We start from the raw sequence: 25,641 nt of genomic DNA on the forward strand, positions 1-25,641 counted from the left end.
AGCCTCGCCCGAAAATCACCGAGCGTCGCCCTCGGCGAGATCGGCGGCGGCGAGCTTCGCCGATTCGGCGCCGGAGAGCATCGCGCCGTTGAACCCGTGCTCGCCGCCGAAGGCGGAGGCGAGATAGAAGCGCGGGATCGGCGTGCGCGGCGTGCGCGGAAATCCCGAGAGGATGGACTCTGTCGGCGGCAGCGAGGCGAAGCCATAGACCGCGCCGTCGGGCGTGTTGAGATAGCCCGCCATGGATTGCGCATTGAGCAGGGTGCGCTCCTGCACGAGGCTCGAGAAGCCCGGATAATCCTGCTCGAGCCGCGCCTGCAGCGCGTCGAGCCATTGCTCGCGTCGCGCGCGCGCATCGTCGCGCGAGAGGCCGCGCCAATTGTCCATCCAGTCGAGCCCCAGCACGCTCAACAGGATGGGCGGCGTCTCCCAGAGCCCCGAATCGATGGCGCTGAAATTGGCGATGCCATAGGCGGGCAGCCGGCCGTTCGGCGCTGCGCCGAGCAGGCTCGCCCCGGCGCCGTAATCGTCGAAAGAGCGCATCTGCGCCGGCAGCACGATGCTCGAATAATCGGCGAGGCCGACCGTCTCCGGCTTGGCGGAGAGGCCGTAATGCGCGCAGAACAGCGAGGTCGACAGCTCGCGTGCGCCGAACGCCTCGGCGAGCGCGGCGCGCCCGGCCTCCGGCAGCAGATCGGCGGCGACATTCGGCCCGCAATTGGCGAGCACCACGCGCGCGGTGACGCGCTCCTCCTCCTCGCCGGACTTGCGCGCGACATGGCGGACGGCGACGGGCCGGCCCTCGCCGTCGAGCTCGATCGCGCTCGCATTGCGGCCGAGGCGCACGACGCCGCCGGCCTTGGTGATTGCCTTGGCGAGCTTCAGGCTCAGCTGGCGCGAGCCGCCTTTGATATAGGCGCCGCCCGAGCCGATGTAGCCGCCCTGCGCCAATGCGTAAAAGATGAACCACATGCGCTTGGGGTCGTCGCCGTAATAGAAGAGATTGGCGGCGAGCGCCGCCTTCAGCCCCTCCTCCTCGCCGAACTCGCGCGCGAAGACCTCGGACAGCGAGGCGCGCCAGTCGGCCGCGACGGGGACGATTTCCGAAACGCCCTTGGCCAGCTTGGCGATGGAGCGATCCTCGCGCGCCCGCGAGAGGTTCCACAGCGAGTCCTGGATTTGGTCGATGCGATCGAGAAAGGCGCCGATCGCCTTCGCCCTGGCGGGAAAGCGCGCCGAGAGCGCGTCCTTGGCGGCGGCGAAGCCGACCGGCAGGGCGAAAGGCTCGTCGAGCGGCCCGCCGCGGACCGTGTAGAGCGGCCCGGTCGGAATCCATTCGATTTCATCCAATATGCCGAGCTCGTCGAGGATGCGGCGCTTCACGTCGCGCGGATCGCGCGGGTCGGAGGTCTGATGCAGCGAAGCCTCGACCGTGAGCGAGCCGACCTTATAGACGGAGGCGGCGCCGCCGAGGCTGAAATTGCGCTCGAGCAGGCAGACCCCATAGCCCTGTTTCGCCAGCAGAGCCCCCGCGGTCAGGCCGCCGAGGCCCGAGCCGATCACCACCACATCGAATTGCTTCGCTTCCGTCACTGTCGACGCCTTTCGCTACCGGTTCCGGCCCGTGCGACCTTACCGATTGTTTTGCGCCGGTCAAAGCGCGCGGCGGCGCTCGGGCGAAGGCAAAACAGACGTATCCGCCGGGGGCCGAGCGGCCGCGAGCTTTACAATGCCGGTGAAATTCCCTACTCCCGAACAAGCAAAGCCGGTTTCGGGAGGAGGCGTGGCCCTTGGAGACTGGCAACGATGAAATTGAAGGGTGCCCGACGCCTTAGGGGCTTCAGTTCGAGTGACGCAGGCCGTTAGCGGTTTGCTTCGTCGAATTTGATGGGCTTCGAGAGCGAGCCTGAAGGCTCGCTAAGCCGAATCACATCACTAGCGATGGACAGCGAGCGACCATGCGCGTTCTTCTGACCGGCGGCGCCGGCTTCATCGGATCGGCGGTCGCGAGGCGCATCATCGAGACGACGCAGGACGCGCTGCTCGTCTTCGACAAGCTGACCTATGCCGGCAATCTCGCCTCGCTCGCGCCCATCGCTCATGATCCGCGCTATTCCTTCACCCGCGCCGACATCTGCGACCGCAAGGCGGCAACGCGCGCCTTCGACGAATTTCAGCCCGACATCGTGATGCATCTTGCCGCCGAGAGCCATGTCGATCGCTCGATCGATGGGCCGGCGGCCTTCGTGCAGACCAATGTCGTCGGCACCTTCACCCTGCTCGACGTCGCCCTCGCCTATTGGCGCCGGCTCGATCCCGCGCGCGCCGCGGCTTTCCGCTTCCTGCACATCTCCACCGACGAAGTGTTCGGCGCGCTGGGGCCGGAGGGACTGTTCCGCGAGGACACGCCCTATGCGCCGAGCTCACCCTATTCGGCCAGCAAGGCGGGGGCGGATCATCTCGTGCGCGCCTGGCGCGAGACCTATGGCCTGCCGACCATCGTCACCAATTGCTCGAATAATTACGGGCCCTATCACTTCCCCGAGAAGCTGATCCCGCTCACCATCCTCAATGCGATCGAAGGGCGGCCGCTGCCGGTCTATGGCCGCGGCGAAAATGTGCGCGACTGGCTCTATGTCGAGGACCACGCCGCCGCCCTGCTGCAGGTCGCGCGCGCCGGCGTCGTCGGCGAGTCCTATAACGTCGGCGGGCGCAGCGAACGGCGCAACATCGATGTGGTGCGGCTCATCTGCGGCATCCTCGACGAAATTCGCCCGCGCGTCGGCTCCTATGCGGAGCAGATCGCTTTCGTCGCGGACCGCCCGGGACATGATCTGCGTTATGCGATCGATTGCTCGAAGATCGAGCGCGACCTCGGCTGGCGTCCGACCGAGAGCTTCGAGAGCGGCCTGCGCAAGACCGTGCGCTGGTATCTCGACAATGAAGACTGGTGGCGGACGATCCGCGCGGGCGGCTATAGCGGCGAGCGGCTCGGCCGTCTCGCCTGAGAGTGCGGCCGAAACGGAGCGGAGGCGATATGCAGGTGGAGGATACGGCGCTTGCCGGCGTCAAGATCGTGACGCCGAAAAAATTCGGCGACGAGCGCGGCTTCTTCTCGGAGACTTATAATCGGCAGAAATGGGACCAGCGCGGCCTCGACTATCGCTTCGTGCAGGACAATCATTCGCAGTCGCACGAGACCCATGTGATCCGCGGGCTGCATTTCCAGGCGCCGCCCTTCGCGCAGGACAAGCTGGTGCGCGTCGTGCGCGGCCGCATCCTCGATGTGGCGGTCGACATGCGCCGCGCGTCGCCGAGCTTCGGCCGCCATGTCGCGGTCGAGCTTTCCGCCGAGAATTGGCGGCAGCTGCTCGTCCCGATCGGCTTCGCCCATGGCTTCTGCACATTGGAGCCCGACACGGAGGTCGTCTATAAGGTGACGAATATTTATTCGGCCGCGCATGATTTCGGCCTCGCCTTCGACGATCCCGATCTGGCGATCCATTGGCCGGTCGCGCCGGAGCGCGCCATTCTCTCGGAACGGGATCGCCGCTGGCCGCGCCTTCGCGATCTCGCCGCGCCATTCGAATAGGGCAAACGCCATGCGCATCGCCGTCACCGGTCTCGAAGGTCAGGTCGCCACCGCTTTGCGCGAGCGCGCCGGAGCGACCGAGATTGTCGCCCTCGGCCGTCCGCGGCTCGATCTCTCCGATCGCGAATCGGTGCGCGCCGCCTTGCGCGAGGCGCGCTGTGACGCGATCGTCAACGCCGCGGCCTATACGGCGGTCGACAGAGCCGAGCAGGAGGAGGAGCTGGCGCGGCGCGTCAATGGCGCGGGCGCGGGCTTCGTGGCCGAGGCCGCCTCCGAGCTCGGCGCGCCGCTGCTGCATCTTTCCACGGACTATGTGTTCGACGGCGCGCTCGATCGACCCTATCACGAAGAGGATGCCGTCGGCCCGACCGGCGCCTATGGCCGCTCCAAGCTCGACGGCGAAAGGCGCGTCGCCGCGGCCTGCGCGAACGCCGCGATCATGCGCACGGCCTGGGTCTACAGCCCGTTCGGCGCCAATTTCGTGCGGACCATGCTGCGGCTCGGCGAGACGCGCGACGAGGTGGGCGTCGTCGACGATCAGCTCGGCAATCCGACCAGCGCGCTCGACATCGCCGATGCGCTGCTCGCGATCGCCGCGCGCCTCGCGCAGGACCCGGCGCCGGAGTTGCGCGGGACATTTCACATGACCGGCGCGGGCGAAGCGAGCTGGGCGGATATGGCCGAGGCGGTGTTCGCGCGCGCCGAGCGGCATGGCCGCAAGCCCGTGCGCGTGCGCCGCATCGAGACGGCGGATTATCCGACGCCGGCGAAGCGGCCCGCCAATTCACGGCTCGACAATGCGAAGCTCGCGCGCGTCCACGGCGTTGCTCTGCCATCATGGCGGGAGTCGCTCGCCGCCTGCGTCGATCGCCTCCTCGACGGCGCCGCTTCTCAGAGGAACGCCTGATGCGCGGAATCATTCTCGCCGGCGGCAGCGGCGCCAGGCTCTATCCGATGACGCTCGCCGTCTCCAAGCAGCTGATGCCGGTCTATGACAAGCCGATGATCTATTATCCGCTGAGCACGCTGATGCTCGCGGGCGTGCGCGAAATTCTGGTCATCACCACGCCGGAGGATCTTCGTTCCTTCGAGCGGCTGATCGGCACGGGCGCGCAATGGGGCCTGTCCATTTCCTACGCCGTTCAGCCGCGCCCCGAGGGGCTGGCGCAGGCCTATGTGATCGGCGCGAGCTTCGTCGAAGGGCGCAATTCGGTGCTGGTGCTCGGCGACAACATCTTCTTCGGCCATAATCTCATCGAGGCGCTGACGGCGCCGCGCAGCGACGGGCCGGGCGCCACCGTCTTCGCCTATCATGTGAGCGATCCGGATCGTTACGGCGTCGTCGAGTTCGACGCGGAAGGACGCGCCCGCTCGCTCGAGGAGAAGCCGAAAAAGCCGAGATCCAATTGGGCGGTCACGGGCCTCTATTTCTACGACGAGCGCGCGCCGCAGTTCGCGGCGAGCCTGAAGCCCTCCGCGCGCGGCGAGCTGGAGATCACCGATCTCAATTGCATCTATCTCGAGCGCGGCGAGCTCAATGTGCAAAAGCTCGGACGCGGCTTCGCCTGGCTCGACACGGGCACGCCGGCTTCGCTGCTCGAGGCCGCCGAATATGTGCGTGCGATCGAGCAGCGGCAGGGCCAGCGCATCGCCTGCCTCGAGGAGATCGCCTATCGCAAGGGCTGGATCGACGCGAATGCGCTGCGCGAGACGGCGCGCAGAATCGCCAAGAGCGGCTATGGCGCCTATCTGCTGCGGGTGCTCGAAGAACGCTGACGAAGCGACGAGCGAAAGAGGACGTAAGGAGCGGATGCTGCGACGATTGGCGATCATGATCGGCGTGCGGGCTGGCCGCGGCCTCCCGCATTTCGACAAGGACTATTATGCGGCGGCCTATCCGGACGTCGCCGCCGCCGGGCTCGATCCTCTCGCGCATTTCCTGAAGCATGGCTGGCGCGAAGGACGCAATCCGTCCTGGGGCTTTCACACGCTCTATTATCGCGACAAGAATCCGAGCTGCGGACGGCGCGAGAATCCGCTGCTCCATTATGCGGCGAACAAGCACAAGGAACGACTCGTCCTCTTTCCCGAGTCCGACGAGGAGCTGATCGAGCTGCAGAAGCGCGTCGTCGCCGGCCATTTCGACGCGGAGTTCTATCGGCTCAAATATCTCGGCGGCGACCTTCATGCCGAGCCGCTGGATCATTATCTGCGGATCGGCTGGAGCCTGGGCTTCGATCCCTCCGCCGATTTTTCGACGAGCGGCTATCTCGAGGCCAACGCCCATGCGCGCGCCGCCAAGGTCAGCCCGCTCTATCATCATGTCGCGACGCGCTCGATGGCGTCCGGCGCGCCGACGCGCGCCGCTGCGCCGCTCGCGCGTCGCGAAGAGGTCGTCGCGAGGATCGCGGACGAATTCGACGCGGCCTTCTATCTGCGCGCCAATCCCGACGTCGATCCCGCCGATTTCGATCCGCTCGATCATTATGTCGATCATGGCTGGCGCGAAGGACGTGATCCGAACGCGGCGTTCTGGACCTCGTTCTATCTCTCGGGCAATCCCGATGTGCGCGCATCCGGAGAAAATCCGCTCTATCATTTCATCGTCCGCGGACGCGGGGAAGGACGAAAGCCCAATCCCATCGGCCCCGCCCCATGGCCGCGGCCGAAGGCGCCGAGCGCGCGGGAATGGGACGTCGCCGCTGCCGCGATGACTGTCGCCGACGCGATTGTCGACGTCGTCATCCCGGTCTATCGGGGCTATGACGACACGCTCGCGAGCATCCACGCCGTGCTCGCCAATGCGCAGCAGACGCCATTCAATCTCCTCGTCGTCAACGACCGCAGCCCCGACGCCGCGCTCACCGACGCTCTGCGCGGGCTGCATGCGCGCGGCCTGTTCGATTATGTGGAGAATGACGAGAATATCGGCTTCGTGCGCACGGTCAACCGAGCGCTCGAGCGGCGCGCGCGGCGTGACGTCGTCATTCTCAATTCCGATACTGTCGTCCATGGCGATTGGATCGATCGTCTGCTCGCCCATGCGCGCAGCGACGCGCGCATCGCGACGATCACGCCCTTTTCCAATAATGCGACCATCAGCAGCTATCCCGCCGCCAATCGCGACAACCTGCTGGCGCTCGAGGCCTCGCTGGCCGCGCTCGACGATTTCGCCAAGATCTGCAACAAGGGCGCGCGCACCATCGCGCCGACCGGCGTCGGCTTCTGCATGTATATGCGCGGCGCCGTCATCGACGAGATCGGCGCTTTCGACGCCGAGACCTTCGGCCGCGGCTATGGCGAAGAAAACGATTTCTGCATGCGCGCGGCCAGGGCAGGATATGTCAATGTCCTCGCGCATGATGTCTTCGTCTATCACACGGGCCAGGTCTCCTTCGCCGAGCGCGCCAAGACGGAGCGCGCGGCCAATCAGCTCACGCTGAACGCGAAGCATCCCGACTATCCCCTGCGCGTCGCGCTTTATGTGCGCGCCGATCCTGCGCTGGAGGCGCGCCTGCGGCTCGATCTCTATCGCCTGGCGCAAAGCCTTCGTCCGCGCGTCGCGGTCATGGTCACCCATGCGATCCGCGGCGGCGTCGCGACGCATATCGGCGATCTCGCGACGCGGCTGAGGGCGGAGGGCTTCGATGTCCTGCTGATGAAGCTCGGCGCGAGCCGCAGCGACGACATTCGGATCGAGGTCGCCGGCGCGCAAGCGATCTATGCGCCCTCGCTCGGCGCGCTGTCGATCGCGCGCCATGCGCAAACGATCGAGGATTTCATCTCCTGGCTGCGCCCGGAGATTTTTCACGTCCATTCCTTCGTCGGGCTCGACTGGCCGGCGACGACGAGCCTGATGTCGATCATCACGCGCGCCGCGCCCGGCTTCTATTGCACGCTGCACGACTATACGGCGCTCTGCCATCGGCATCATCTGGTGACGCCGCAAGGGGCTTTCTGCGCCGAGCGAGAGGTCGAGACCTGCCGGTCCTGCGCGCGCGCCGACAAGGAGCATGCGCAGATCGTCGATCCGGCCGAGCGTGAGGCGCGCTATGGCGCCTTCTACGCGAAGGCCAGCCGTGTCTTCGTTCCCTCGCGCGACACCGCGTCGCGCATCGCCCGCGCCTTCCCGAATGTGCGGACGCAGCTGCGTCCGCATGAATATGCGCCGCCGGCGATCCTCGAGCCGCAGCTTCCCGCCGACGCGCCTCTGCGCCTCGCGGTGATCGGCGCGATCACTGTGCACAAGGGCGCGCAGCTGCTGCATGCGCTGGCGCTCGACGCGCGGCTGCGCAAGCTGCCCATTCAATTCCGCATCATCGGCTCCTCCACGCTGCGCAATGAGCTCGAGGAGGAGGGCGTCTGCGAGACAGGCCATTACCCCTCCGACGACGTCGCCATGAGGCTGCTCGGCGAATTTCGGCCGCATCTCGTCTTCTTCCCCGCCATGCTGCCCGAGACCTTCTGCTACGCGCTCTCGCTCGCGCTCGCGGCCGGCGTGCCGCCCGTCGTCTTCGATATCGGCGCGCTGGCGGAACGGCTGCGCGAGGCGGATGAGGGACATATTCTGGACATGGCGCTCGCCGCCGCGCCCTCCGCGCTCAATGACGCGCTGCTGGCGCTGCCGCTCGAAGCGCTCTGGGAAAAGCGGCGGCGATACGAGTCTTGGTCATATCCGCGCCTCGTCGAGGATTATTATGGGGGTCGAGCCTGAGGCCTCGCGGTCCAGGCTCGCTCCGCCAATCAGGACGAAACCCATGCGCGCGATCACGATCCTCGTTTTCGTCTTGCTCGTCGGCGCCGCCCGCGCCGAAGACCAGGCCCCTGCGCCGGAGACCGGCCGCTTCGCCATGACGCCGGCGCCCAATGGCTTTTTGCGGCTCGACAAGGAGACCGGCGCCGTCGCCCATTGCGCCGTCGAGGATGGGCTCTCCGTCTGCCGGGCCGCGGCCGACGAGCGCGCCGCGCTCGAGGCGGAGATCGCCCGCCTCTCGCGCGAGAACGCCGAGCTGCGCGCCAAGCTCGGCGGGGCGGAGGCGCCGAAGAAGCCCTGGCCGGGCGAGCAGGAGCTCGACCGCGCGCTCTCCTTTACCGAAAAATTCGTGCGGCGCATGATGAAGCTCTTCCGCGAGGAGACGCCCGAGGGCGAGCGTCTCTGACCGGGGCTAACGAGAAGGACGGTGATGTCTTCGATCGATAATTTTCTCGGCGGCTCGCCGCTGCAGGTGTTCGTCAAGCTCCTGTTCGTCTCGCTGGTCGTCGGCGCGCTGCTGATGTGGCTGGAGCTGCGGCCCATCGATCTGCTCCATGGCGTGCGGCGGTTCTTCGACCATATCTCCTCGCTCGGCGTCGGCGCGGTGAAGCTCGTCGCCGAATATGTCTTGACTGGAGCGATGATCGTGGTGCCGGTGTGGCTCGTGCTGCGCCTGTTCAAGCTCGGCGGCGGCAAGCAGTGAGCCGCCAGAATTCGCTTGCGCGCGAGGCCCCGTCCATGGATTGAGGGGCAGCGCGCCGCCGGCGATCCGCGCCTTGCGGCCACCCATTCGAAGAGGCTGACGATGTCCAATGGACGAGGCAAGCGGTCGACCGTCTATCGCTATCTCACGGGGCCGGACGACGCCGAATTCTGCAAGCGCGTCACCGAGGCGCTGAGCCTCGGCTGGTCGCTCTACGGCGCGCCGACGCTCACCTTCGACGCCACGAAGGGCCGGGTGATCTGCGGCCAGGCGATCACCAAGGATGTCGAGGATTTCCAATATACGCCCGACGTGAAGCTCTCAGATCTCTAGCAGCGCGGTTCAGCCGATTTGAGCGAGCCTCTCAGGCTCGCGGTCCAAGCGCGACCCCTGGACCGCGATCAGAATTCGCTCCGAACAAAAAGAGAGCGCGCATGGATTGGCGGGACGAAGGGCTCATCATCGGCGTCCGCCGCCACGGCGAGTCCGCGGTCATCTTGGAGCTGATGACGAAGGCGCACGGCCGTCATCTCGGCCTCGTGCGCGGCGGCTCCGGCCGCACCCTCCGCTCCGTTCTGCAGATCGGCAACAGCGTCGAGGCGCTGTGGCGGGCGCGGCTCGAGGAGCATCTCGGCTCTTTCGCGGTGGAGCCGCTGCGCTCGCGCGCGGCGCGGCTCATCGACCGCGCCTTCGCTCTGCATGGCGTCGCCCATTTGTCCGCGCTGCTGCGCCTGCTGCCGGAGCGCGATCCGCAGGGCGAGCTGTTCGAGATGGCGGAAGTGATCGCCGACCGTCTCGATGCGCTCGATCTCGCGCCGGCGCTGATGGCGCGCTTCGAGCTGGCGCTGCTGCAGGCGCTCGGCTTCGGCCTCGATCTCGAGCGATGCGCCCTCACCGGCGCGACCGAACATCTCGCTTATGTCTCGCCCAAGACCGGCCGCGCGGTGACTCGCGACGCGGGCGCGCCCTGGAGCGACAGGCTGCTGCCCTTTCCGGCCTTTCTGCGCGAGGCCTCGAGCGCTCCGGCCGACCCGGCCGAGCTCGCCGCGGCCTTCCGCCTGACCGGGCATTTTCTCTCCCGCGACGTGTTCACGCCACGCGGACTCGCGGCCCCTCAGGCCCGCGCGCTCTATGTGGGCGCGGCGGCGTCGAGATGAGCGGTCAGCGGTCGTCGTCGCAGACGACGCGCTTCTCGCGGCCGCTGACCCCATAGCCCTCGTCGACCCGCACGTCGACCTCCTTGCACAGCGCCTCGGGGGAGGCGGCGGGCCGCCTCGCTTCTTTGGACGCAGGCTCGTCCGGCCCCGCCGCGAGCCAGTCGAGCAGCGGAAATTCGAAAGTCCCGGCGTCGGCGCGCGTCAGCGACAGCCCGGCGACGAGCGTGATCAGGATCAGCAGCGGCTTCTTCATGGAACGGCTCGAGGAGAATGCGCTCCGGCGTCGATGCGGCCGGCGGGCCGCTGGCGCGAAGCGTCGCCGTCTTACTGGAACTCGGCCGCAGCGGCAATGCTTCGCGTGCGACATGGTTCACGCCCGGGCGGCGGCGGGCTATAGACGAGGCCGCGCGGGCGAAGGCGCCGAATCGCCTGCCCGGCGGCGGAAGGAGAGCGTTCGACATGGCCAAGAGCGTAACGCCGGCGGGGGACGCCGGCGGCGGCGAGGCGCTGATCCCGGTCGAGCTGCGCGAGGCACTGGAGGAGCGCTATCTCACCTACGCCCTCTCCACCATCACCGGCCGCGCTCTGCCCGACGCGCGCGACGGGCTGAAGCCCGTGCATCGACGCATCCTCTACGGCATGCAGACATTGCGTCTCGCGCCGGACGCGCCGTTCAAGAAATGCGCGAAGATCGTCGGCGATGTGATGGGCTCCTTCCATCCGCATGGCGACCAGGCCATCTACGACGCGCTGGTGCGCCTCGCCCAGGATTTCTCCTCGCGCTATCCGCTGGTCGACGGCCAGGGCAATTTCGGCAATGTCGACGGCGACGCCGCCGCCGCCTATCGCTACACCGAAGCGCGCATGACCGCCGTCGCGCGGCTGCTGCTCGAAGGCATAGACGAGGACGCGATCGACTTCCGTCCCAATTATTCGGGCGAGGAGCAGGAGCCGGTGGTGCTGCCGGCGGCGCTGCCCAATCTGCTCGCCAATGGCGCGCAGGGCATCGCCGTCGGCATGGCGACCTCTGTGCCGCCGCATAATCTCTCGGAGCTGTGCGATGCGGCGCTCTATCTGATCTCGCATCGCGAGGCGAGCGCCGAGCAATTGCTGAATTTCGTGCAGGGGCCGGATTTTCCGACCGGCGGCATCGTCGTCGATCCGCGTCCGCAGATCGTCGAGACCTATCGCACCGGCCGCGGCTCGTTTCGCCTGCGCGCGCGCTGGCGCAAGGAGGAAACGGCGCGAGGCCAATGGGTGGCGGTCGTCACCGAGATTCCCTATGGCGTGCAGAAGTCCCGCCTCATCGAAAAGCTCGCCGAGCTGGTCGTCGACAAAAAGGCGCCGCTCGCCGGCGATGTGCGCGACGAATCGGCGGAGGATGTGCGCATCGTCATCGAGCCGCGCGCGCGCACCGTCGATCCGGCGCTGATGATGGAGACGCTGTTCAAGCTCTCCGAGCTGGAGATCCGCTTTCCCGTCAATATGAATGTGCTCGTCGACGGCGCCGTCCCGCGCGTCGTCTCGCTGGACGAAGCGCTGCGGCAATGGCTCGACCATCGCCGCGAGGTGCTGGAGCGCCGCTCGCGCCATCGCCTCGCCGCCATCATCCGCCGTCTCGAAGTGCTCGACGGCATGATCATCGTCTTCCTCAATCTCGACGAGGTGATCCGCATCATCCGCGAGGAGGACGAGCCCAAGCAGGTGCTGAAATCGACCTTCGATCTCACCGACGTGCAGGTCGATTACATTCTCGACACGCGTCTGCGCGCTCTGCGCAAGCTGGAAGAGATGGAGCTGCGCAAGGAGCATGAAAAGCTCGAGGAGGAGAAGAAGGAGGTCGAGGCGCTGCTCGCCGACGAGGGCAAGCAGTGGAAGGCGATCACTGCTCAGATCCGCGAGCTGAAAAAGACGATCGGCGCCGACGCCAGGCTCGCCAAGCGCCGCACCACATTCGAGGACGCGCCCGAGGCCGCCGATATCGATCTCGCCGAGGCGATGATCGAGCGCGAGCCGATCACCGTGGTGGTGACGCAAAAGGGCTGGATCCGCGCGCTGAAGGGCCATGTGTCGGACCTCTCGCAGCTGCAGTTCAAGGGCGATGACGCGCTCGACACCTCCTTCTTCGCGCAGACGACGTCCAAGGTTCTGGCGCTGACCTCGAACGGCAAGGCCTATACGCTGGACGCGGCCAAGCTCCCCGGCGGGCGCGGCCATGGCGAGCCGATAAGGCTGATGGCGGACATCGACGAGGATGCGGCGATCGTGACGGTTCTGCCGCATGCGCCGGACGCGCTGCTGCTGCTGGTCTCCGACGACGGCCGCGGCTTCGTCGTCTCGCAGAATGATCTCGTGGCGACGACGCGCAAGGGCCGGGCCGTGTTCAACGTCGACCCGCCAGCGAAGCTGAAGATCGTCGCCCCCGCCGTGGGCGACCATGTCGCGATCATCGGCGAGAATCGCAAGCTTCTGGTGTTCCCGCTCTCCGAGACGCCGCAAATGGCGCGCGGCAAGGGCGTGCGGCTGCAGCGCTACAAAGACGGCGGCGTCGCCGACGCCAAGGTGTTCGCATTGGCGGATGGGCTGACATGGACGGACACATCCGCCCGCGTCCACACTGTGGAGAAGCGCGAGCTGGCGGAGTGGATCGCGCATCGGGCGGAGGCGGGGCGGCTGCCGCCGCGGGGATTCCCGAAGAATAATCGGTTCGGTGGATAACCGCGTGTGGGGCTCTTGAAGAGTAATATACATTATTATAGATAGGCCCTTGTTCACCCCCGGGCCTACATGGGGGGAATCACCCTGGAGAGAGAGGACATCGCATGGACGCCATCATCATCATCACGGCACAGTCAAGGCCAAGAGAGATACGCTATGGATATCCACATTCCGAAATCGTTTCAGCGCGAAGCGAAGAAGGCGGGAATTTCCGATGAAGATTGCCGAGCCGTTATCGAAAAGGCAGAGCGCGGGCTGATCGATGCGGATCTTGGTGGGAGACTGATCAAACAGAGGATCCCGCGGGGTGCTCTGAGTGCCGCGAGAGGGTCGCGCGCGGTCGTCTTCTACAGGAGGGGGAAGCTCGCCGTGTTCCTGCACCTGTTCTCCAAAAGCGCAAAGGCGAATCTGACGGATTCGGAATCAGCGGAGTATCTCGAATTGGCGCGGTTCTTGGACCGGCTGACGGATGCAGAGCTGCACGCACTCGGCGAGCAACGAGGATGGCGAAAGATCGAGCTATGACAAATAAGAGCTATCGGAGCGATGCGCTCCGATCTCTTCACGAGATCGCCGAGGACCTGCATGCGGTCGGCGCGATCGACAAGGCGACCATGCGGCGGTTCGACGTGAGCTGCCTGACGCCGGCCGAGCCGCTGTCGCCCGAGGCCATCAAGAAAATCCGCGAAAAAGCCAATATGAGTCAGGCGACTTTCGCCTTGGCGCTGAATGTGAGCAAGATTCTCGTCAGCAAATGGGAGCGCGGCGAGACGCGGCCGAGCGGCCCCTCGCTGAAGCTGCTCGCCCTCGCCGATCGCAAGGGCATCGAAGCGATCCTATGAGCGCTCTGCCCGCGCCTTATTCCGGCTCCCTCGACGACTCCGCTCCGATGACGAGACAGGTCGTCGTCGAATGGGCGAGCAGCCGGCCGCGCTCGTCGGTCAGACGCCCCTCTGCCGTCGCCATCCGGCGCCCGAGGTGAAGGATCTTGCCTTCCGCCCGCACGTCGCCGGTTGCGGCGGTGATGGCGCGGACGAAATTCACCTTCAGCTCGAGGGTCGTGTAACTCCAGCCGGCCTCCAGCATGGAATGGACGGCGCAGGCCATGCAGGAGTCGAGCAGCGTCGCCGCATAGCCGCCATGCACCGAGCCGATCGGATTGTAATGGCGGGCGTCCGGCGTTCCGGTGAAGACGACGCGACCGCGCTCCAGTTCGCTCGGAGCGAAGCCGAGCAGCGTGGTGATCGGCGGCGGGGGAATGCGGCCGTCCGCCAGCGCGCGAAGAAACTCCATTCCGTCGAGTGCGCGCGCCTTATTTAGAGCGTCGGGAAGCGATGTGTCGGTCACGAAAAGCGCCTTTCATGATGAAGCGACGGAGGACGCCGGAGCGGCGGCGGTGAAATCGGCGGCATGCGCCTGTGCGAATGCGGCGGCGCTCTGCGCCGGTCGCGACGTCAGCCGTGAGACGAGATCATTTACGCGCCCGATGACGCGGCCGGACGAAAAGACCCGCCCGAGCACGCCGACATGAGCGCGCAATTGCGCATTCTCCCCGAGAATGGGGGCGACATGGGCGAGCCAATCGGCGAGCGGCGTCGCCTCATAGCGAATTGGACGGCCGAGCGACGCGCTCATGGCCTCGGCGATCTCTTTGATCGAGAGAATGGCGTCGCCCGTCACGTCAAAGGTCCGTCCCGCATGGGCGCTGGGCTCCGCCAGCATCGCCGCGGCGACCGCGGCCACATCGCGCGCCCCGACCCAGGCGAGCGCGGCGTCGCCCTCGCCGAAGGGCAGGAGGATCCGATCGTCCTCACGAATGTCTCTGGCGCAGAAGCGGAGCAGATTCTCGAAAAAGAAGCCGGCGCGCAAATGAATTGAACTCATGTCGGCCCAATCGAGCACGCGCTCGGCGAGCCAATGGTCCCGGCACACCGGGCTCGGATGATCGGGCGCCGCCATCATGATCGAGAGATCGACGATCGTCCTCGTCCCGGCCTCGCGCGTGGCCGCGCCGAGGGTGGCTGCCGCCTGCAGCAGGCCGGGGGCGAGCGGGTAGCAGAAAAACACGCCATCGACGCCGTCCAAGGCGCGGCGCATGTCGTCGAGCCGCGTGAGATCGCCGATGACGATTTCGGCGCCGAGCGCGCGCAGGCGTTCCGACCGCTCGTCGGCGACGCGCGCCAAGGCGCGCACGGGGATGGCGCGGGCGATCAGCTCCTCGATCAAAAAACGGCCGGTCCCGCCATGGGTTCCGGCCGCGCCGGTGACCAGAACCTGTCCACGTCGCACCATCGACGCCTCCCCGAATAATTTGGTTCTCTTATGCAACCAAATATATTTAGTTGCGTCAAGAGACCAAATATGATGGCGTCGCCACATGAGACACGCCGAATTCCCCTCGCAGATCTGCTCCATCGCCCGATCGCTCGAAATTCTCGGCGAGTGGTGGACCCTGCTGGTGGTGCGCGAGGCCTTCTTCGGCGCCCGGCGCTTCGGCGAGTTCGAGGCCAATCTGGGCATCGCCCGCAATGTGCTCAGCGATCGGCTGAGCAAGCTGGTGGAGGCCGGCGTATTGGACCGCGAGCCGGAGCCGGGGCGGGGCAATCCCGTGGCCTATCGCCTGACGGAGAAGGGCCGCGAGCTGCTGCCGGTGCTGGTGGCGCTGATGCAATGGGGCGATCGCTGGATCAACAGCGGGCGCGAGCCGGTGACGCTCGTCGAGCGCGAGACCGGGAAGGAGATCGCTCCGCTCGAGGTGGCCTCGCGAGAGGGACGACCTCTCCGCGCGCGGGATCTCGTCGTGACGCCCGGCCCCGGAGCCGACGCCGTGGTCGAGCGCCGCTTCGGCGGAGGGAAGACAGAATGACGACGCCCGTTTTTGCGACGCATCCGCCGGCCGAGAGCCTGTTGCGCGCAGCCTTCGACTCGGCGGATTTTTGCGACTCCTACACGGCGCCGCTGATCGACGCGGAGGCGACGCCGGCCGAGATTTTTCTGCGCATCGCCCGCGCGACCCCGGATTGGGTCTCCCGGCTGATGGCGATCCGCAACGCGCTCGCCCGGCGCATCGGCCTGCGCGATGTCGGCGCCATGAGGGATGCGACGGAGCGCCCGGCCATCGCCTATCGCATCGGCGACCGCATGGGCATTTTCGACGTGAGCGCGATCGACGAGCGCGAGCTCGTTCTCGGAATCGACGACAGCCATCTCGACGTGCGCGTGTCCGTGCTGAAGGACGACGCACGCTACACCGTGACGACCGTCGTCCACATCAAGAATTGGATCGGCCGCTCGTATATGGCGCCGGTCGGACGAATCCATCCGCTGGTGGTGCGCGCCATGATGCGCCGCGCCGCGCCGTGATCGCACCGGGCGCGCATCGAAAATCGGCGAGCGCCCCGCCGCTCACATGCCGCCCAGATATTCCGCCACCGCGAAAATATCCTTGTCGCCGCGGCCGCATAAATTCATCACCATCAGATGGTCGCGCGGCTTTTGCGGCGCGAGATCGATGACCTTGGCCAGCGCATGCGAGGGCTCGAGCGCCGGGATGATGCCCTCGAGCTTGGAGCAGAGCTGGAAGGCGGCGAGCGCTTGCCTGTCGGTGGCCGAGAGATAGGTCACGCGGCCGATGTCGCGCAGCCAGGAATGTTCCGGGCCGATGCCGGGATAATCGAGGCCGGCGGAGATCGAATGGCCTTCGAGAATCTGGCCGTCGTCGTCCATCAGGAGATAGGTGCGATTGCCGTGCAGCACGCCGGGCCGTCCGCCGGCGAGCGAGGCGGCGTGGCCGTTCTCGACATCGAGCCCATGGCCCGCCGCCTCGACGCCGTAAATCTCGACCGAGGCGTCGTCGAGGAAAGGGTGGAACAGGCCGATGGCGTTGGAGCCGCCGCCGATGCAGGCGACGAGCGAATCGGGGAGCCGCCCCTCCGCCTCGAGCATCTGCGCTTTCGCTTCATTACCGATCACCGATTGGAAATCGCGCACCATGGCGGGATAGGGATGCGGGCCGGCCGCCGTGCCGATGCAATAGAAGGTGTTTGCGACATTGGTGACCCAGTCGCGCAGCGCCTCGTTCATCGCATCCTTGAGCGTGCGCGCGCCGGACTGCACCGGCCGCACTTCGGCGCCGAGCATCTTCATGCGGAAGACATTCGGCTTCTGCCGCTCGACATCGACCGCGCCCATGTAGACGACACATTCGAGCCCGAAGCGCGCGCAGGCGGTGGCGGTGGCGACGCCGTGCTGGCCGGCGCCCGTTTCGGCGATGATGCGCTTCTTGCCCATGCGCCGCGCGAGCAGGATCTGGCCCAGCACATTGTTGATCTTATGCGCGCCGGTGTGGTTCAGCTCGTCGCGCTTGAAATAGATCTTGGCGCCGCCGTCGCCGCCCTGCTCGGCCGCCAGCGCCCGCAGATGCTCGGTCATGCGCTCGGCGTAATAGAGCGGGCTCGGCCGGCCGACATAATGCTTCAGCAGGCTGTCGAGCTCGGACTGATAGGCCGGATCGGCCTTGGCATGCGCATAGGCGCGCTCGAGGTCGAGAATCAGCGGCATCAACGTCTCGGCGACGAAGCGCCCGCCGAACAGGCCGAAGCGGCCGTTCTCGTCCGGTCCGTTGCGGAAGGAGTTTAAGGCCTGCTGATTCATCGCGCGTCCTCGCCGGTCGTCTTGCGAGGCTGTCTTAGACCCTCCGTCGCCGCGATGAAAGCGGGGCGCGGGCGTTCTCGTCACGCCTCCGGCCAGAAGCGCTCGTCCATGATTTCGTCGAACGACCAGGGACAGATCGAGGGAAACGTCTCTTCGGCCAGATTGGTCTCGACCGCCGCTTTGCGGCGGGCGTAGCGGTAGGCCGATGCCAGCGCGGGGTCGAGCAGAGACTTAAGGCTCGGATTGTCGGCGAGATGATCGACGATCTCGTCCCGCGAATTCGCGATGGAGAGACGCCGGGAGTTTCCTCGGCCGACGGGCTGATGCCGCCATTTCAGCAGATGCAGCAGCAGCACGGTCAGCCGACTGACGAGCTCGCGCTTCTCGGTCCGGCCCATGCTCTCGATCTCCTCGGCGATATGAGCGATGTCGGCGCGGCCGAGGTCGCCGGCGCGCAGCAGAGCGGCCTGCTCCTTCGCCCAGGCATAGAAGTCCTTGTCGTAGAGGCAAGACCCCGTCATCGCCGCCTCCTCCTCGCGCGAGAGCCGCAGGTCAGCTGTATTTTTCATCCTCTCATATCGCGCCCGCCATGTCGAAATCACCGCTGCGCCTCCGCGCCGCCGCGACGAAAGCCGCGATCTTCCCCGCGTCCTTGACGCCGCGCGCGCTTTCGACGCCGGACGACACATCGGCCGCCGGCGCGCCGGTCGCCCGCAGCGCCTCGGCCACATTGGCGGGATCGAGGCCGCCCGACAGCATCCAATCGCCGGCATGGCCGCGCAGCAGCTCCCAGTCGAAACGAACGCCCGCGCCGCCGGGGACCGCCGCGTCCGGCGCGGGCTTGGCGTCGAAGAGCAGACTGTCGGCCGCGTCGCGATAGGCTTGCGCCGCGGCCACATCGGCGGCGGTCGCGACGCCGATCGCCTTGATGACCGGCAGGCCGAAGCGCGCCCGCACCGCGCCGACGCGCTCCGGCGTCTCGCTCCCGTGCAATTGCAGAAGGTCCGGCCGCAGCGCCTCGACCATGGCGTCGAGATCGGCGTCGGAGGCGTCGACGCTGAGTGCGACCTTGCGGATGCGGCCCCGCGCGACCGCGCCGAGAGCGCGCGCCGTCTCCAGCGAAATATGGCGCGGGCTCTTTTCGAAGAAGACGAAGCCCGCCATATCCGCGCCCGCGGCGATCGTCGCCTCGAGCGTCGGCAAAGTGGAAAGGCCGCAGATCTTGACGCGGATGTCGGACAAGCTGATCTCCCGCGCCTTTCGGACGCATGGGCGAATTTCGCCGCCCTTCTACCATGGGGCCGCTGGAGCATGAAAAAGCCTCGCGCGGCCGAAGCCGGCGAGGCAAGTCTATTCGGATCGCCACATAAAGCGTCCGCGTGGGACGCAAGATGGAGCGGGCGAGTGGTAACGCTATGGCGTGTCAGGAAAAACCCCCAATTTCGCGCAAACATGGGGTCCAGCTGCGACCCGTTGTCGCGTCGGTTTCCTGCAGGGCGCGCGAGCGCGCCGTCCGGCGAGGCGCCGGGACGGGTCGAGCGACCCGGATCGGGGAAGAAGTTGGGTGGGAGCGGCCCGGCGGGGGCGCCGACATGCCGCGGCGTCGGGTCCGGCGCCGGCCGTCGATGCGAGGGCCCCGGAGGCGCTGCCTCCGGGACGCCGGGCGAGCGGGCGATCAGTTGATCATGCGGCTCGTCGCGCCGGTGCCGCCAGTGACATTCGCGCTGTCGGGCGAGAGCCACTCCGGCCCCTTCGACAGCGCGATGGCGACGAAGGCGACGGCGGCCGCGATCCACAATATGGTCTTGCCCAGATCGCCGCTGCTGTGAACTTGCAACGCCATTTTCTCCTCCCTTTTTTCGGACCGAGCGTCGACGACGAGACGCTCGGTCCGGTGCTTCGCTCCAGGCCGTGAGACTTCGGCCGAGTCGATCATTGCGGCCCGGGCCCGCGGTGAAACCGCCAGTTTCGATAATGGAAAGGGTCCAGTCCAATCGCTCCCGCGCCTCGGCCCGCGATGAGCGGCGCCGGTTTGCGCTGCGGAGCTTTCGTGTTAGATCAGAAGAACTTTGAGCGCGCTCGGTCCCGAGGCGTCCAAGCGGCTTCGAAGTCGCGGCGCCGGCGAGCCATGAGGCGCGGCAGCCTGAGAAGGAACAGCGTTCTTGTCCATTCCGCTCCGCTATATTTGGTCGATCGGCGGCTATATCCTTCGCCAGCATCTCGCCGGCCGGAAGCGCTATCCGCTGGTGCTGATGCTGGAGCCCCTGTTCCGCTGCAATCTCGCCTGCGCCGGCTGCGGCAAGATCGACTATCCCGATCATATTCTCGACAAGCGCCTCTCGGCGCAGGACTGCCTCGCCTCGGTCGACGAATGCGGCGCGCCGGTCGTCGTCATCGCCGGCGGCGAGCCGCTGCTGCACAAGGAGCTGCCGCAGATCGTGCAAGGCATCATGGCGCGCAAGAAATTCGCCATCGTCTGCACCAATGCGCTGCTGCTCGCCAAGAAGATCGATCAATATGAGCCGAGCCCCTATTTCACTTGGTCGATCCATCTCGACGGCGACGAGGAGATGCACGACCGCGCCGTGAGCCAGAAGGGCGTCTACAAGCGCGCGGTCGAGGCGATCGCGCTGGCGAAGTCGAAGGGCTTCCGCGTCACCATCAACAGCACCTTCTTCCAGGACGCCGATCCCGAGCGCGTCGCCGATTTCTTCGACGAGGCGAAGCGCCTCGGCGTCGACGGCATGACCGTGTCGCCCGGCTACGCCTATGAGCGCGCGCCGAACCAGGCGCATTTCTTGAACCGCGCGCGCACCAAGGAGCTGTTCCGCGACGTGCTGCGGCGCGGCCGCGGCGGCAAGGCCTGGTCCTTCGTGCAATCGACTTTGTTCCTCGATTTCCTCGCCGGCAATCAGACCTATCATTGCACGCCCTGGGGCAATCCGGCGCGCACCGTGTTCGGCTGGCAGCGTCCCTGCTACCTGCTCGGCGAGGGCTATGTCCCGACCTTCAAGCGGCTGATGGAGGAGACCGACTGGGACTCCTATGGCGTCGGCAATTATGAGAAATGCGCCGATTGCATGGTGCATTGCGGCTTCGAGGCGACGGCCGTGCAGGACGCCGTCGCGCGTCCGTGGAAGGCGGCTCTGGTCGCTCTGCGCGGCGTGCGCACCGAAGGCGATTTTGCGCCGGACATCTCGCTCGAGAAGCAGCGGCCGGCGCAATATGTCTTCGACGCCAATGTGGCGACGCTGTCAGAGCTCCGGGAGGCCGAGGCTCAGAAGCGGGCCGAGAAGACGCCCACAGCGGCCTAACGTCGCCGAGGACTTGCAGAAGTCCAGTCCGGCGAGAATGAGATTGCCGATCTGGCGCGGCTCGCGGGCGAGATCGCGGAACACCGCCTTGAGGTCGACGCCGCCGTCGGGCGTCACCGCGGTCTGCGCGAGCGGCGGCAGCGCGCGCGCCGCCGGATCATTGATGACGCGCACCACTGCGAACGGCAGGCGCCGACGCGCGGCGAAGTCCGCGGCGATATGCGTTTCCATATCGACGGCGACGGCGCCGGTCTTCGACCGCAGCGCCGCTTTGGCCCTCGGATCGAGCACGGGCGCCTCGACGCCGACGATGACGCCGGAAGCGATCTTGCCGCCCGCCGCGGCGAGCCCTTCGCTCAGAATCCCCGAGAGCTCCGCGCTGGTTTCGTAGCGCACGCCGTCGGCGACGACGGCGCTGCCGACGACGACATCGCCCGGATGCAGAGCCGGATCCAGTCCGCCCGCTATGCCGAAGCTGACCACGCCGGCGAGGGCGAAGCCCTGCGTGCGCTCCAACGCCGCGCGCAGTCCCTCCGTATCGGCGCCGCTGCAAATCGGCACCAATCCCTCGCCCTCCGCGCAGGCGCGCTCGCTGAGCAGCCCGGTGATGATGAGAAAGCGCGGGGGCTCGTCGTCATCATGGCCGTCCAAGCGGCGTCTAGAGGCCGGTCTGGACAATTTTGCTGTTGCCTCTCTGCAGGTTCCGGTAGCGGGCCAGCGCCCATAGCGGGAAGAATTTGGCGTAGCCGTGATAGCGCAGATAGAACACGCGGGGGAAGCCGGTCGCGGTGAACAGCTCTTCCGTCCACAGGCCGTCCTCGGCCTGCTGCGCCTGGAGATAAGCGATCCCTCGCGCCACCGCGAGATGGCCGACCTCGCCCGCCGCCATCAGCGCCAGCATGGCCCAAGCCGTTTGTGAGGGCGTGCTCGGCGCCTTCTCATAGCCGCGATAGTCGAGCTTGTAGCTGTCGCCGTCCTCGCCCCAGCCGCCGTCCTCGTTCTGAATGGCGACGAGCCAATCGACCGCGCGGCGCATGGCGCGATGCTCGGGCGCGACGCCGGCGGCGTTCAGCGCGCAGAGCGCCGACCAGGTCCCATAAATATAGTTCATGCCCCAGCGGCCGAACCAGCTGCCGTCGGGCATTTGCTCGGTGAGCAGATAGTCGACGCCTTCCTTCATCCGCGGGCTCGACTCCGGCTTGTCGCCGAGCTGCGCGAGCATCGAGACGCAACGCGCCGAAACATCGGCGGTCGGCGGATCGAGCAGCGCGCCGTGATCGGCGAAGGGAATGTGGTTGAGATAGTAATATTCATTGTCGGCGTCGAAGGCGCCCCAGCCGCCGTTGCGGCTCTGCAGCCCTTCGATCCATTCGCGCGCGCGGGCGATGCGTTCGTCATAGGGCTGCGCGGCGCCGCGAAAAGCGCGGTCCATCGCCGTCACCACCACGGCGGTGTCGTCGACGTCGGGATAATGCGGGTTGGCGTATTGGAAAGCCCAGCCGCCGGGCCGCACATCGGGACGCTGCACGGCCCAGTCGCCCTTCACATCGAGCACCTGCAGCGGCGCCAGCCATTCGAGCGCGGCGCGCGCGCGCGCCTCGTTCTCCTCGCCGCCGACCTCGAGCAGCGCGTGACAGGCGAGCGCCGTGTCCCACACCGGCGAGACGCAGGGCTGGCAATAGGCTTCGTCGTCCTTGATCACCAGCAGGCGCTCGATCGATTCGCGCGCGAGCCTCACGCGCTCGTCGTCGGCGGGGACGCCGAGCAGGTCATACATTTCGAGGCTGTTGACCATTGCGGGGAAGATCGCGCCGAGTCCGTCGACGCCATTGAGCCGCTCGGTCACGAAGGCCTCGGCCGCTTTGATGGCGCGGGCGCGCGGGCCCTTGGGAAAATAGGGCTCGGCGGCGCGCAGGAATTTATCGATGGCGCCGAAGACGGCGATCAGCGCCGGATGCTGATGCGCGCCCTTGGGCCAGTCTTTCACCTCCTCGGGGGGCGTCGTGAACAGCTCGCGAATATGCACGCCGAGCCGATTGACTGCTTGCGGCTTCAAGCTCTGCAGCACCAGCAGCGGCACGAGCACGGTGCGGCCCCAATAGGAGATTTTGTCGATATGGAAGGGGAACCATTTCGGCAGCAGCATGATCTCCACCGGCATTGCCGGCACGGCGCGCCATGGAACTTGCGCATAGAGCGCGAGCAGCGCCCTCGTGAACACATTGCTGCGCGCCGCGCCGCCATGCGCGAGGATCGCCTCGCGCGCGCGCTTCATATGCGGCGCGTCGATGTCGTCGCCGATCATCTTCAGCGCAAAATAGGCCTTCACGCTGGCGCTCATGTCGAAGGCGCCCGCGTGGAACAGTGGCCAGCCGCCATGCGCGCCCTGAATGCGGCGCAGATAATTGCCGATCTTGCCTTCGAGAACATGATCGATCGGCTCGTCGCGATAATGGCGCATCAGCACATATTCGGCGGGAATGGTGGCGTCCGCCTCGAGCTCGAAGCACCAATGTCCGTCCGCCTTGCCGAGCGCGGTGAGCGCCGTCGTCGCCCGCGTGATGCTCACGTCGAGCGTCTCGGTGGAGTAGTCGGGCGTCTTCGTCGCCAGCGCCGTCGCGGTCATCTCGATCCTTTCGTCCGATCGTGCGTATAAAATCCTTCGGTCACAACCGCGCGACGCGCAGGCTCGGCGCCTCGGCGCCGCTCGGCGGCTTGACCACGATCTCGACATCCTGTCCGAGCGCGACGAGGAAACGCAGCAGCCGCTCGACCGAGAACTGCCGGAAGTCGCCGCGCAGCATTTTGGAGACGTCCGGCTGCTTGACGCCGAACAGGCAGGCGGCCTCGACCTGCTTCAAGCCGCGCTCCTTCATGAGTCGGCCGATCTTGCCGACCAGCTGCGCCTTGAGGGTGCTGTCGTCGCTCTGACGCATAAGCTCATGCGCAACTCGTTGCTCTGCCCCTTTCATCGTCCTCTGTCCGGGTCGCTGGGCAATCGAGTGAATGATAATCCCTAACCCTCGTCCTGAGGAGCCGCCGCAGGCGGCGTCTCGAAGGACGGCCAAGGGACGAATCCCGGGCGTCTCGCCCGTGGCTGTCCTTCGAGACGCCCGCTTCGCGAGCTCCTCAGGACGAGGGTGAAAGGCTGTTTTTCCATCACCCGATGCCCTTTGGGTCGCTCAGCAGAGCTTCGTCAGCGTGAGCAGTTGCAATAGGAGCGTGAGCGCGAGCATCCATCGAATATGCCGCATGTGCCGCTCGATTCTCTCGAACGTCGCATCTGTTCGGAGCGCGATGGAGCCGGCCTCCGCCTCGATTTCTCTGCGCTCGGTCGCCGAGTGGTCCATATGGGAGCCCTCTCAATTCGGGACGATCTCGAATATAGTGATCTTCCTATATCGTCAAGCGCGGCGGCGGCTGGCTCATCCCTTGCTAAAAACATTTCCAGAGTTCGCCGCGTTCTTGTCGCGACGCGGCGTTTGTTGGAAAGGGGTCAAGCCGATGGACGATCTTTTTGTGATTTGTCGAACAGGCCACATAGAGGACGGCCAGGCCCATGGCTTCGTCCTGATGCGCGCCTACGACAATGGCGACACCAAGCCCTGGCCGATCCTGATCACCCGCAAGGGCAACAACTTCTTCGGCTTCGAGAACTCCTGCCCGCACGAGAACATGCGGCTCGACACGACGCAGGGCGTGTTCCTGGACGAGGACGGCAATTTTCTCACCTGCGGGCGGCATCGCGCGCAATTCGACATCGACACGGGCCATTGCTTCATCGGCCCCTGCCAGGGCGCGAAGCTGACGCCTCTCTCGCTCGTCGTCGACGACGGGGATCTCTGCATCACCGGAGTGATGCTGGCGGACGAGTGACGGCGGGCGTCGGCGCGGGGGACGGACCAGCGCGCGGCGCCGGGAAAAGAGAGGACAGCGAGGAAAATTCATGACCGACATGGCGGAACTGCAGAAGCGCAAGCAGCCCCTCAATCTGGCGATCGTCTATGTGGACCCGGACGCCTTCATCGCCAATTATATGGGCTGGCTGGAGATCACCACCTTCATCACCGCGCTGCGCGCCGGCGATGTCACGGTTCCCGCCGACGGCGTGACCCCCAAGCTCACCGCCCAGCAATTGAAGGGCTCCGCGGCGGTCAATTACGGCGGCGACGCGCTGTTCGCCTTCTTCATGACCGCGGCGCTCAAGGGCGACAAGGCCGCGACGGATAAGGTCGAAGCCGCGCTCGTCGAGAGCATGGGCAAGGATTTCCCGGGCGCCACCTCCTTGTGGAGCTTCCGCACGCCGATGGATCCGCCCATCAGCCTCGAGGACCATGTCGGCGCCGCCGGCAAGAAGATGCTGCTCGGCGACATCCCGCCGCCGCCGCTGCGCGCCAAGGAGAATTGGAACTCCGGCATCCGCTTCTTCGAGCAGGCGCGCAAATCCAATTTCGTCCATGAGATCATGTATCCGCTGGCGCTGTGGAGCCGCGAGCGCTGGACGGACACGCTGGAGAAGGGAATCTCCTTCCTCACGCATATCGAGGACAATGTCCCGGTGCTGCGCGAGGTGCTCGAGGAAAAGCGCAATGATCAGGCATTCGTCGCCAATCTGCTGCTCAAATTGGCGCCGGCGATCGATCAGGAGCTGACCGAGGACATGGAGGGCTTCCTCCGCTCGCTGGCGCGCCGCAACTGAAGGCGCCGCCGAGCAAGATTGCTTCCGATGAGAAGACGGCGGTCGCCTCGGC

29 protein-coding genes are annotated in these 25,641 nt (G+C 66.5%); 17 read left to right on the forward strand and 12 right to left on the reverse strand.

Annotated features, from left to right (window positions below):
- Positions 1 to 15: 15 nt before the first annotated feature.
- Positions 16 to 1,593, reverse strand: coding sequence for an NAD(P)/FAD-dependent oxidoreductase (locus K3F48_RS16450; RefSeq protein WP_222576518.1), 1,578 nt, complete (start codon positions 1,591 to 1,593; stop codon positions 16 to 18).
- 365 nt (positions 1,594 to 1,958) lie between these two features.
- Here K3F48_RS16450 and rfbB point away from each other — a divergent pair, with 365 nt between their 5' ends.
- The 9 genes from rfbB (at position 1,959) to recO (ending at position 10,205) form a co-directional block, all read left to right on the forward strand.
- Positions 1,959 to 3,008 carry a dTDP-glucose 4,6-dehydratase gene (rfbB, locus tag K3F48_RS16455; RefSeq protein WP_222576519.1) on the forward strand — a complete coding sequence of 350 codons (1,050 nt, stop codon included), beginning with the start codon at positions 1,959 to 1,961 and terminating at the stop codon, positions 3,006 to 3,008.
- Between the two features lie 29 nt (positions 3,009 to 3,037).
- The gene (gene rfbC, locus K3F48_RS16460) at positions 3,038 to 3,592 is read left to right on the forward strand and encodes a dTDP-4-dehydrorhamnose 3,5-epimerase (RefSeq protein WP_222576520.1); all 555 of its coding nucleotides are present in this window, start codon (positions 3,038 to 3,040) and stop codon (positions 3,590 to 3,592) included.
- Between the two features lie 10 nt (positions 3,593 to 3,602).
- Entirely contained in the window at positions 3,603 to 4,499 is an 897-nt protein-coding gene (rfbD, locus tag K3F48_RS16465) for a dTDP-4-dehydrorhamnose reductase (RefSeq protein WP_222576521.1), read from the forward strand.
- Positions 4,499 to 5,368, forward strand: a complete 870-nt coding sequence (gene rfbA / locus K3F48_RS16470) for a glucose-1-phosphate thymidylyltransferase RfbA (protein WP_222576522.1) — start codon at positions 4,499 to 4,501, stop codon at positions 5,366 to 5,368. Before rfbD ends, rfbA begins: the two co-directional genes overlap by 1 nt.
- Before the next feature lie 34 nt (positions 5,369 to 5,402).
- Positions 5,403 to 8,306, forward strand: a complete 2,904-nt coding sequence (locus K3F48_RS16475; RefSeq protein ID WP_222576523.1) for a glycosyltransferase — start codon at positions 5,403 to 5,405, stop codon at positions 8,304 to 8,306.
- Between the two features lie 43 nt (positions 8,307 to 8,349).
- A complete protein-coding gene (locus K3F48_RS16480; RefSeq protein ID WP_222576524.1) occupies positions 8,350 to 8,751 on the forward strand; it encodes a hypothetical protein in 402 nt (133 codons plus the stop codon).
- Positions 8,752 to 8,775: 24 nt separating this feature from the next.
- Entirely contained in the window at positions 8,776 to 9,048 is a 273-nt protein-coding gene (locus tag K3F48_RS16485; RefSeq protein ID WP_222576525.1) for a DUF6460 domain-containing protein, read from the forward strand.
- Positions 9,049 to 9,150: 102 nt separating this feature from the next.
- Positions 9,151 to 9,381 (forward strand): DUF1737 domain-containing protein, encoded by a 231-nt coding sequence (locus tag K3F48_RS16490; RefSeq protein WP_222576526.1) that lies wholly within the window; start codon positions 9,151 to 9,153, stop codon positions 9,379 to 9,381.
- Between the two features lie 101 nt (positions 9,382 to 9,482).
- Positions 9,483 to 10,205 carry a DNA repair protein RecO gene (recO, locus tag K3F48_RS16495; RefSeq protein WP_222576527.1) on the forward strand — a complete coding sequence of 241 codons (723 nt, stop codon included), beginning with the start codon at positions 9,483 to 9,485 and terminating at the stop codon, positions 10,203 to 10,205.
- Positions 10,206 to 10,209: 4 nt separating this feature from the next.
- On the opposite strand, the gene K3F48_RS16500 is transcribed toward recO, so the two are convergent.
- Positions 10,210 to 10,458, reverse strand: a complete 249-nt coding sequence (locus tag K3F48_RS16500; RefSeq protein WP_222576528.1) for a hypothetical protein — start codon at positions 10,456 to 10,458, stop codon at positions 10,210 to 10,212.
- A 206-nt stretch (positions 10,459 to 10,664) separates the two neighbouring features.
- Between K3F48_RS16500 and parC the strand changes: the two genes are divergently transcribed.
- The 3 genes from parC (at position 10,665) to K3F48_RS16515 (ending at position 13,765) form a co-directional block, all read left to right on the forward strand.
- On the forward strand, positions 10,665 to 12,923 hold the full coding sequence (gene parC / locus K3F48_RS16505) for a DNA topoisomerase IV subunit A (protein WP_222576529.1): 2,259 nt from the start codon (positions 10,665 to 10,667) through the stop codon (positions 12,921 to 12,923).
- 156 nt (positions 12,924 to 13,079) lie between these two features.
- Positions 13,080 to 13,448: a type II toxin-antitoxin system RelE/ParE family toxin gene (locus K3F48_RS16510; protein WP_222576530.1), complete on the forward strand. Its 369-nt coding sequence runs from the start codon at positions 13,080 to 13,082 to the stop codon at positions 13,446 to 13,448.
- A complete protein-coding gene (locus K3F48_RS16515) occupies positions 13,445 to 13,765 on the forward strand; it encodes a DNA-binding transcriptional regulator (protein WP_222576531.1) in 321 nt (106 codons plus the stop codon). The genes K3F48_RS16510 and K3F48_RS16515 overlap by 4 nt, the downstream gene beginning before the upstream one ends.
- A gap of 16 nt (positions 13,766 to 13,781) precedes the next feature.
- Here the strand turns inward: K3F48_RS16515 and K3F48_RS16520 are convergent, their stop codons facing one another.
- Together K3F48_RS16520 and K3F48_RS16525 are read right to left on the reverse strand one after the other, a co-directional pair.
- Entirely contained in the window at positions 13,782 to 14,270 is a 489-nt protein-coding gene (locus tag K3F48_RS16520; protein WP_370631439.1) for a PaaI family thioesterase, read from the reverse strand.
- A gap of 12 nt (positions 14,271 to 14,282) precedes the next feature.
- Complete coding sequence (locus tag K3F48_RS16525; protein WP_222576532.1) at positions 14,283 to 15,215, reverse strand: NmrA family NAD(P)-binding protein; 933 nt, start codon at positions 15,213 to 15,215, stop codon at positions 14,283 to 14,285.
- A gap of 85 nt (positions 15,216 to 15,300) precedes the next feature.
- Here K3F48_RS16525 and K3F48_RS16530 point away from each other — a divergent pair, with 85 nt between their 5' ends.
- Both K3F48_RS16530 and K3F48_RS16535 read left to right on the forward strand, forming a co-directional pair.
- The gene (locus K3F48_RS16530) at positions 15,301 to 15,789 is read left to right on the forward strand and encodes a helix-turn-helix domain-containing protein (RefSeq protein WP_222576533.1); all 489 of its coding nucleotides are present in this window, start codon (positions 15,301 to 15,303) and stop codon (positions 15,787 to 15,789) included.
- Positions 15,786 to 16,286, forward strand: coding sequence for a DUF2867 domain-containing protein (locus K3F48_RS16535; RefSeq protein ID WP_222576534.1), 501 nt, complete (start codon positions 15,786 to 15,788; stop codon positions 16,284 to 16,286). Before K3F48_RS16530 ends, K3F48_RS16535 begins: the two co-directional genes overlap by 4 nt.
- A gap of 42 nt (positions 16,287 to 16,328) precedes the next feature.
- Here the strand turns inward: K3F48_RS16535 and trpB are convergent, their stop codons facing one another.
- The 4 genes from trpB to K3F48_RS16555 all read right to left on the reverse strand — a co-directional run bounded on the left by trpB (position 16,329) and on the right by K3F48_RS16555 (position 19,419).
- Complete coding sequence (gene trpB, locus K3F48_RS16540) at positions 16,329 to 17,576, reverse strand: tryptophan synthase subunit beta (RefSeq protein ID WP_222576535.1); 1,248 nt, start codon at positions 17,574 to 17,576, stop codon at positions 16,329 to 16,331.
- An 80-nt stretch (positions 17,577 to 17,656) separates the two neighbouring features.
- Positions 17,657 to 18,145, reverse strand: a complete 489-nt coding sequence (locus K3F48_RS16545; protein ID WP_255609196.1) for a DUF29 domain-containing protein — start codon at positions 18,143 to 18,145, stop codon at positions 17,657 to 17,659.
- Between the two features lie 4 nt (positions 18,146 to 18,149).
- Positions 18,150 to 18,818, reverse strand: a complete 669-nt coding sequence (locus K3F48_RS16550; RefSeq protein ID WP_222576536.1) for a phosphoribosylanthranilate isomerase — start codon at positions 18,816 to 18,818, stop codon at positions 18,150 to 18,152.
- Positions 18,819 to 19,251: 433 nt separating this feature from the next.
- Positions 19,252 to 19,419: a hypothetical protein gene (locus K3F48_RS16555; protein ID WP_222576537.1), complete on the reverse strand. Its 168-nt coding sequence runs from the start codon at positions 19,417 to 19,419 to the stop codon at positions 19,252 to 19,254.
- 319 nt (positions 19,420 to 19,738) lie between these two features.
- Here K3F48_RS16555 and hpnH point away from each other — a divergent pair, with 319 nt between their 5' ends.
- On the forward strand, positions 19,739 to 20,890 hold the full coding sequence (gene hpnH / locus K3F48_RS16560; RefSeq protein WP_222576538.1) for an adenosyl-hopene transferase HpnH: 1,152 nt from the start codon (positions 19,739 to 19,741) through the stop codon (positions 20,888 to 20,890).
- Here the strand turns inward: hpnH and K3F48_RS16565 are convergent.
- The 4 genes from K3F48_RS16565 to K3F48_RS16580 all read right to left on the reverse strand — a co-directional run bounded on the left by K3F48_RS16565 (position 20,831) and on the right by K3F48_RS16580 (position 24,240).
- A complete protein-coding gene (locus K3F48_RS16565; RefSeq protein WP_255609197.1) occupies positions 20,831 to 21,541 on the reverse strand; it encodes a phosphorylase in 711 nt (236 codons plus the stop codon). The two genes, hpnH and K3F48_RS16565, sit on opposite strands and share 60 nt — an antisense overlap.
- A gap of 7 nt (positions 21,542 to 21,548) precedes the next feature.
- A complete protein-coding gene (shc, locus tag K3F48_RS16570; protein WP_222576540.1) occupies positions 21,549 to 23,516 on the reverse strand; it encodes a squalene--hopene cyclase in 1,968 nt (655 codons plus the stop codon).
- A gap of 40 nt (positions 23,517 to 23,556) precedes the next feature.
- Entirely contained in the window at positions 23,557 to 23,826 is a 270-nt protein-coding gene (locus K3F48_RS16575; protein ID WP_255609198.1) for a helix-turn-helix domain-containing protein, read from the reverse strand.
- A gap of 246 nt (positions 23,827 to 24,072) precedes the next feature.
- The gene (locus K3F48_RS16580) at positions 24,073 to 24,240 is read right to left on the reverse strand and encodes a hypothetical protein (RefSeq protein WP_222576542.1); all 168 of its coding nucleotides are present in this window, start codon (positions 24,238 to 24,240) and stop codon (positions 24,073 to 24,075) included.
- Between the two features lie 154 nt (positions 24,241 to 24,394).
- Between K3F48_RS16580 and K3F48_RS16585 the strand changes: the two genes are divergently transcribed.
- Both K3F48_RS16585 and K3F48_RS16590 read left to right on the forward strand, forming a co-directional pair.
- On the forward strand, positions 24,395 to 24,766 hold the full coding sequence (locus K3F48_RS16585; protein ID WP_222576543.1) for a Rieske 2Fe-2S domain-containing protein: 372 nt from the start codon (positions 24,395 to 24,397) through the stop codon (positions 24,764 to 24,766).
- A 70-nt stretch (positions 24,767 to 24,836) separates the two neighbouring features.
- Positions 24,837 to 25,589 (forward strand): hypothetical protein, encoded by a 753-nt coding sequence (locus K3F48_RS16590; RefSeq protein ID WP_222576544.1) that lies wholly within the window; start codon positions 24,837 to 24,839, stop codon positions 25,587 to 25,589.
- Positions 25,590 to 25,641 lie beyond the last annotated feature (52 nt).

The sequence above is a fragment of the Methylosinus sp. Sm6 genome (genome assembly GCF_019802345.1).
GTDB lineage: Bacteria > Pseudomonadota > Alphaproteobacteria > Rhizobiales > Beijerinckiaceae > Methylosinus.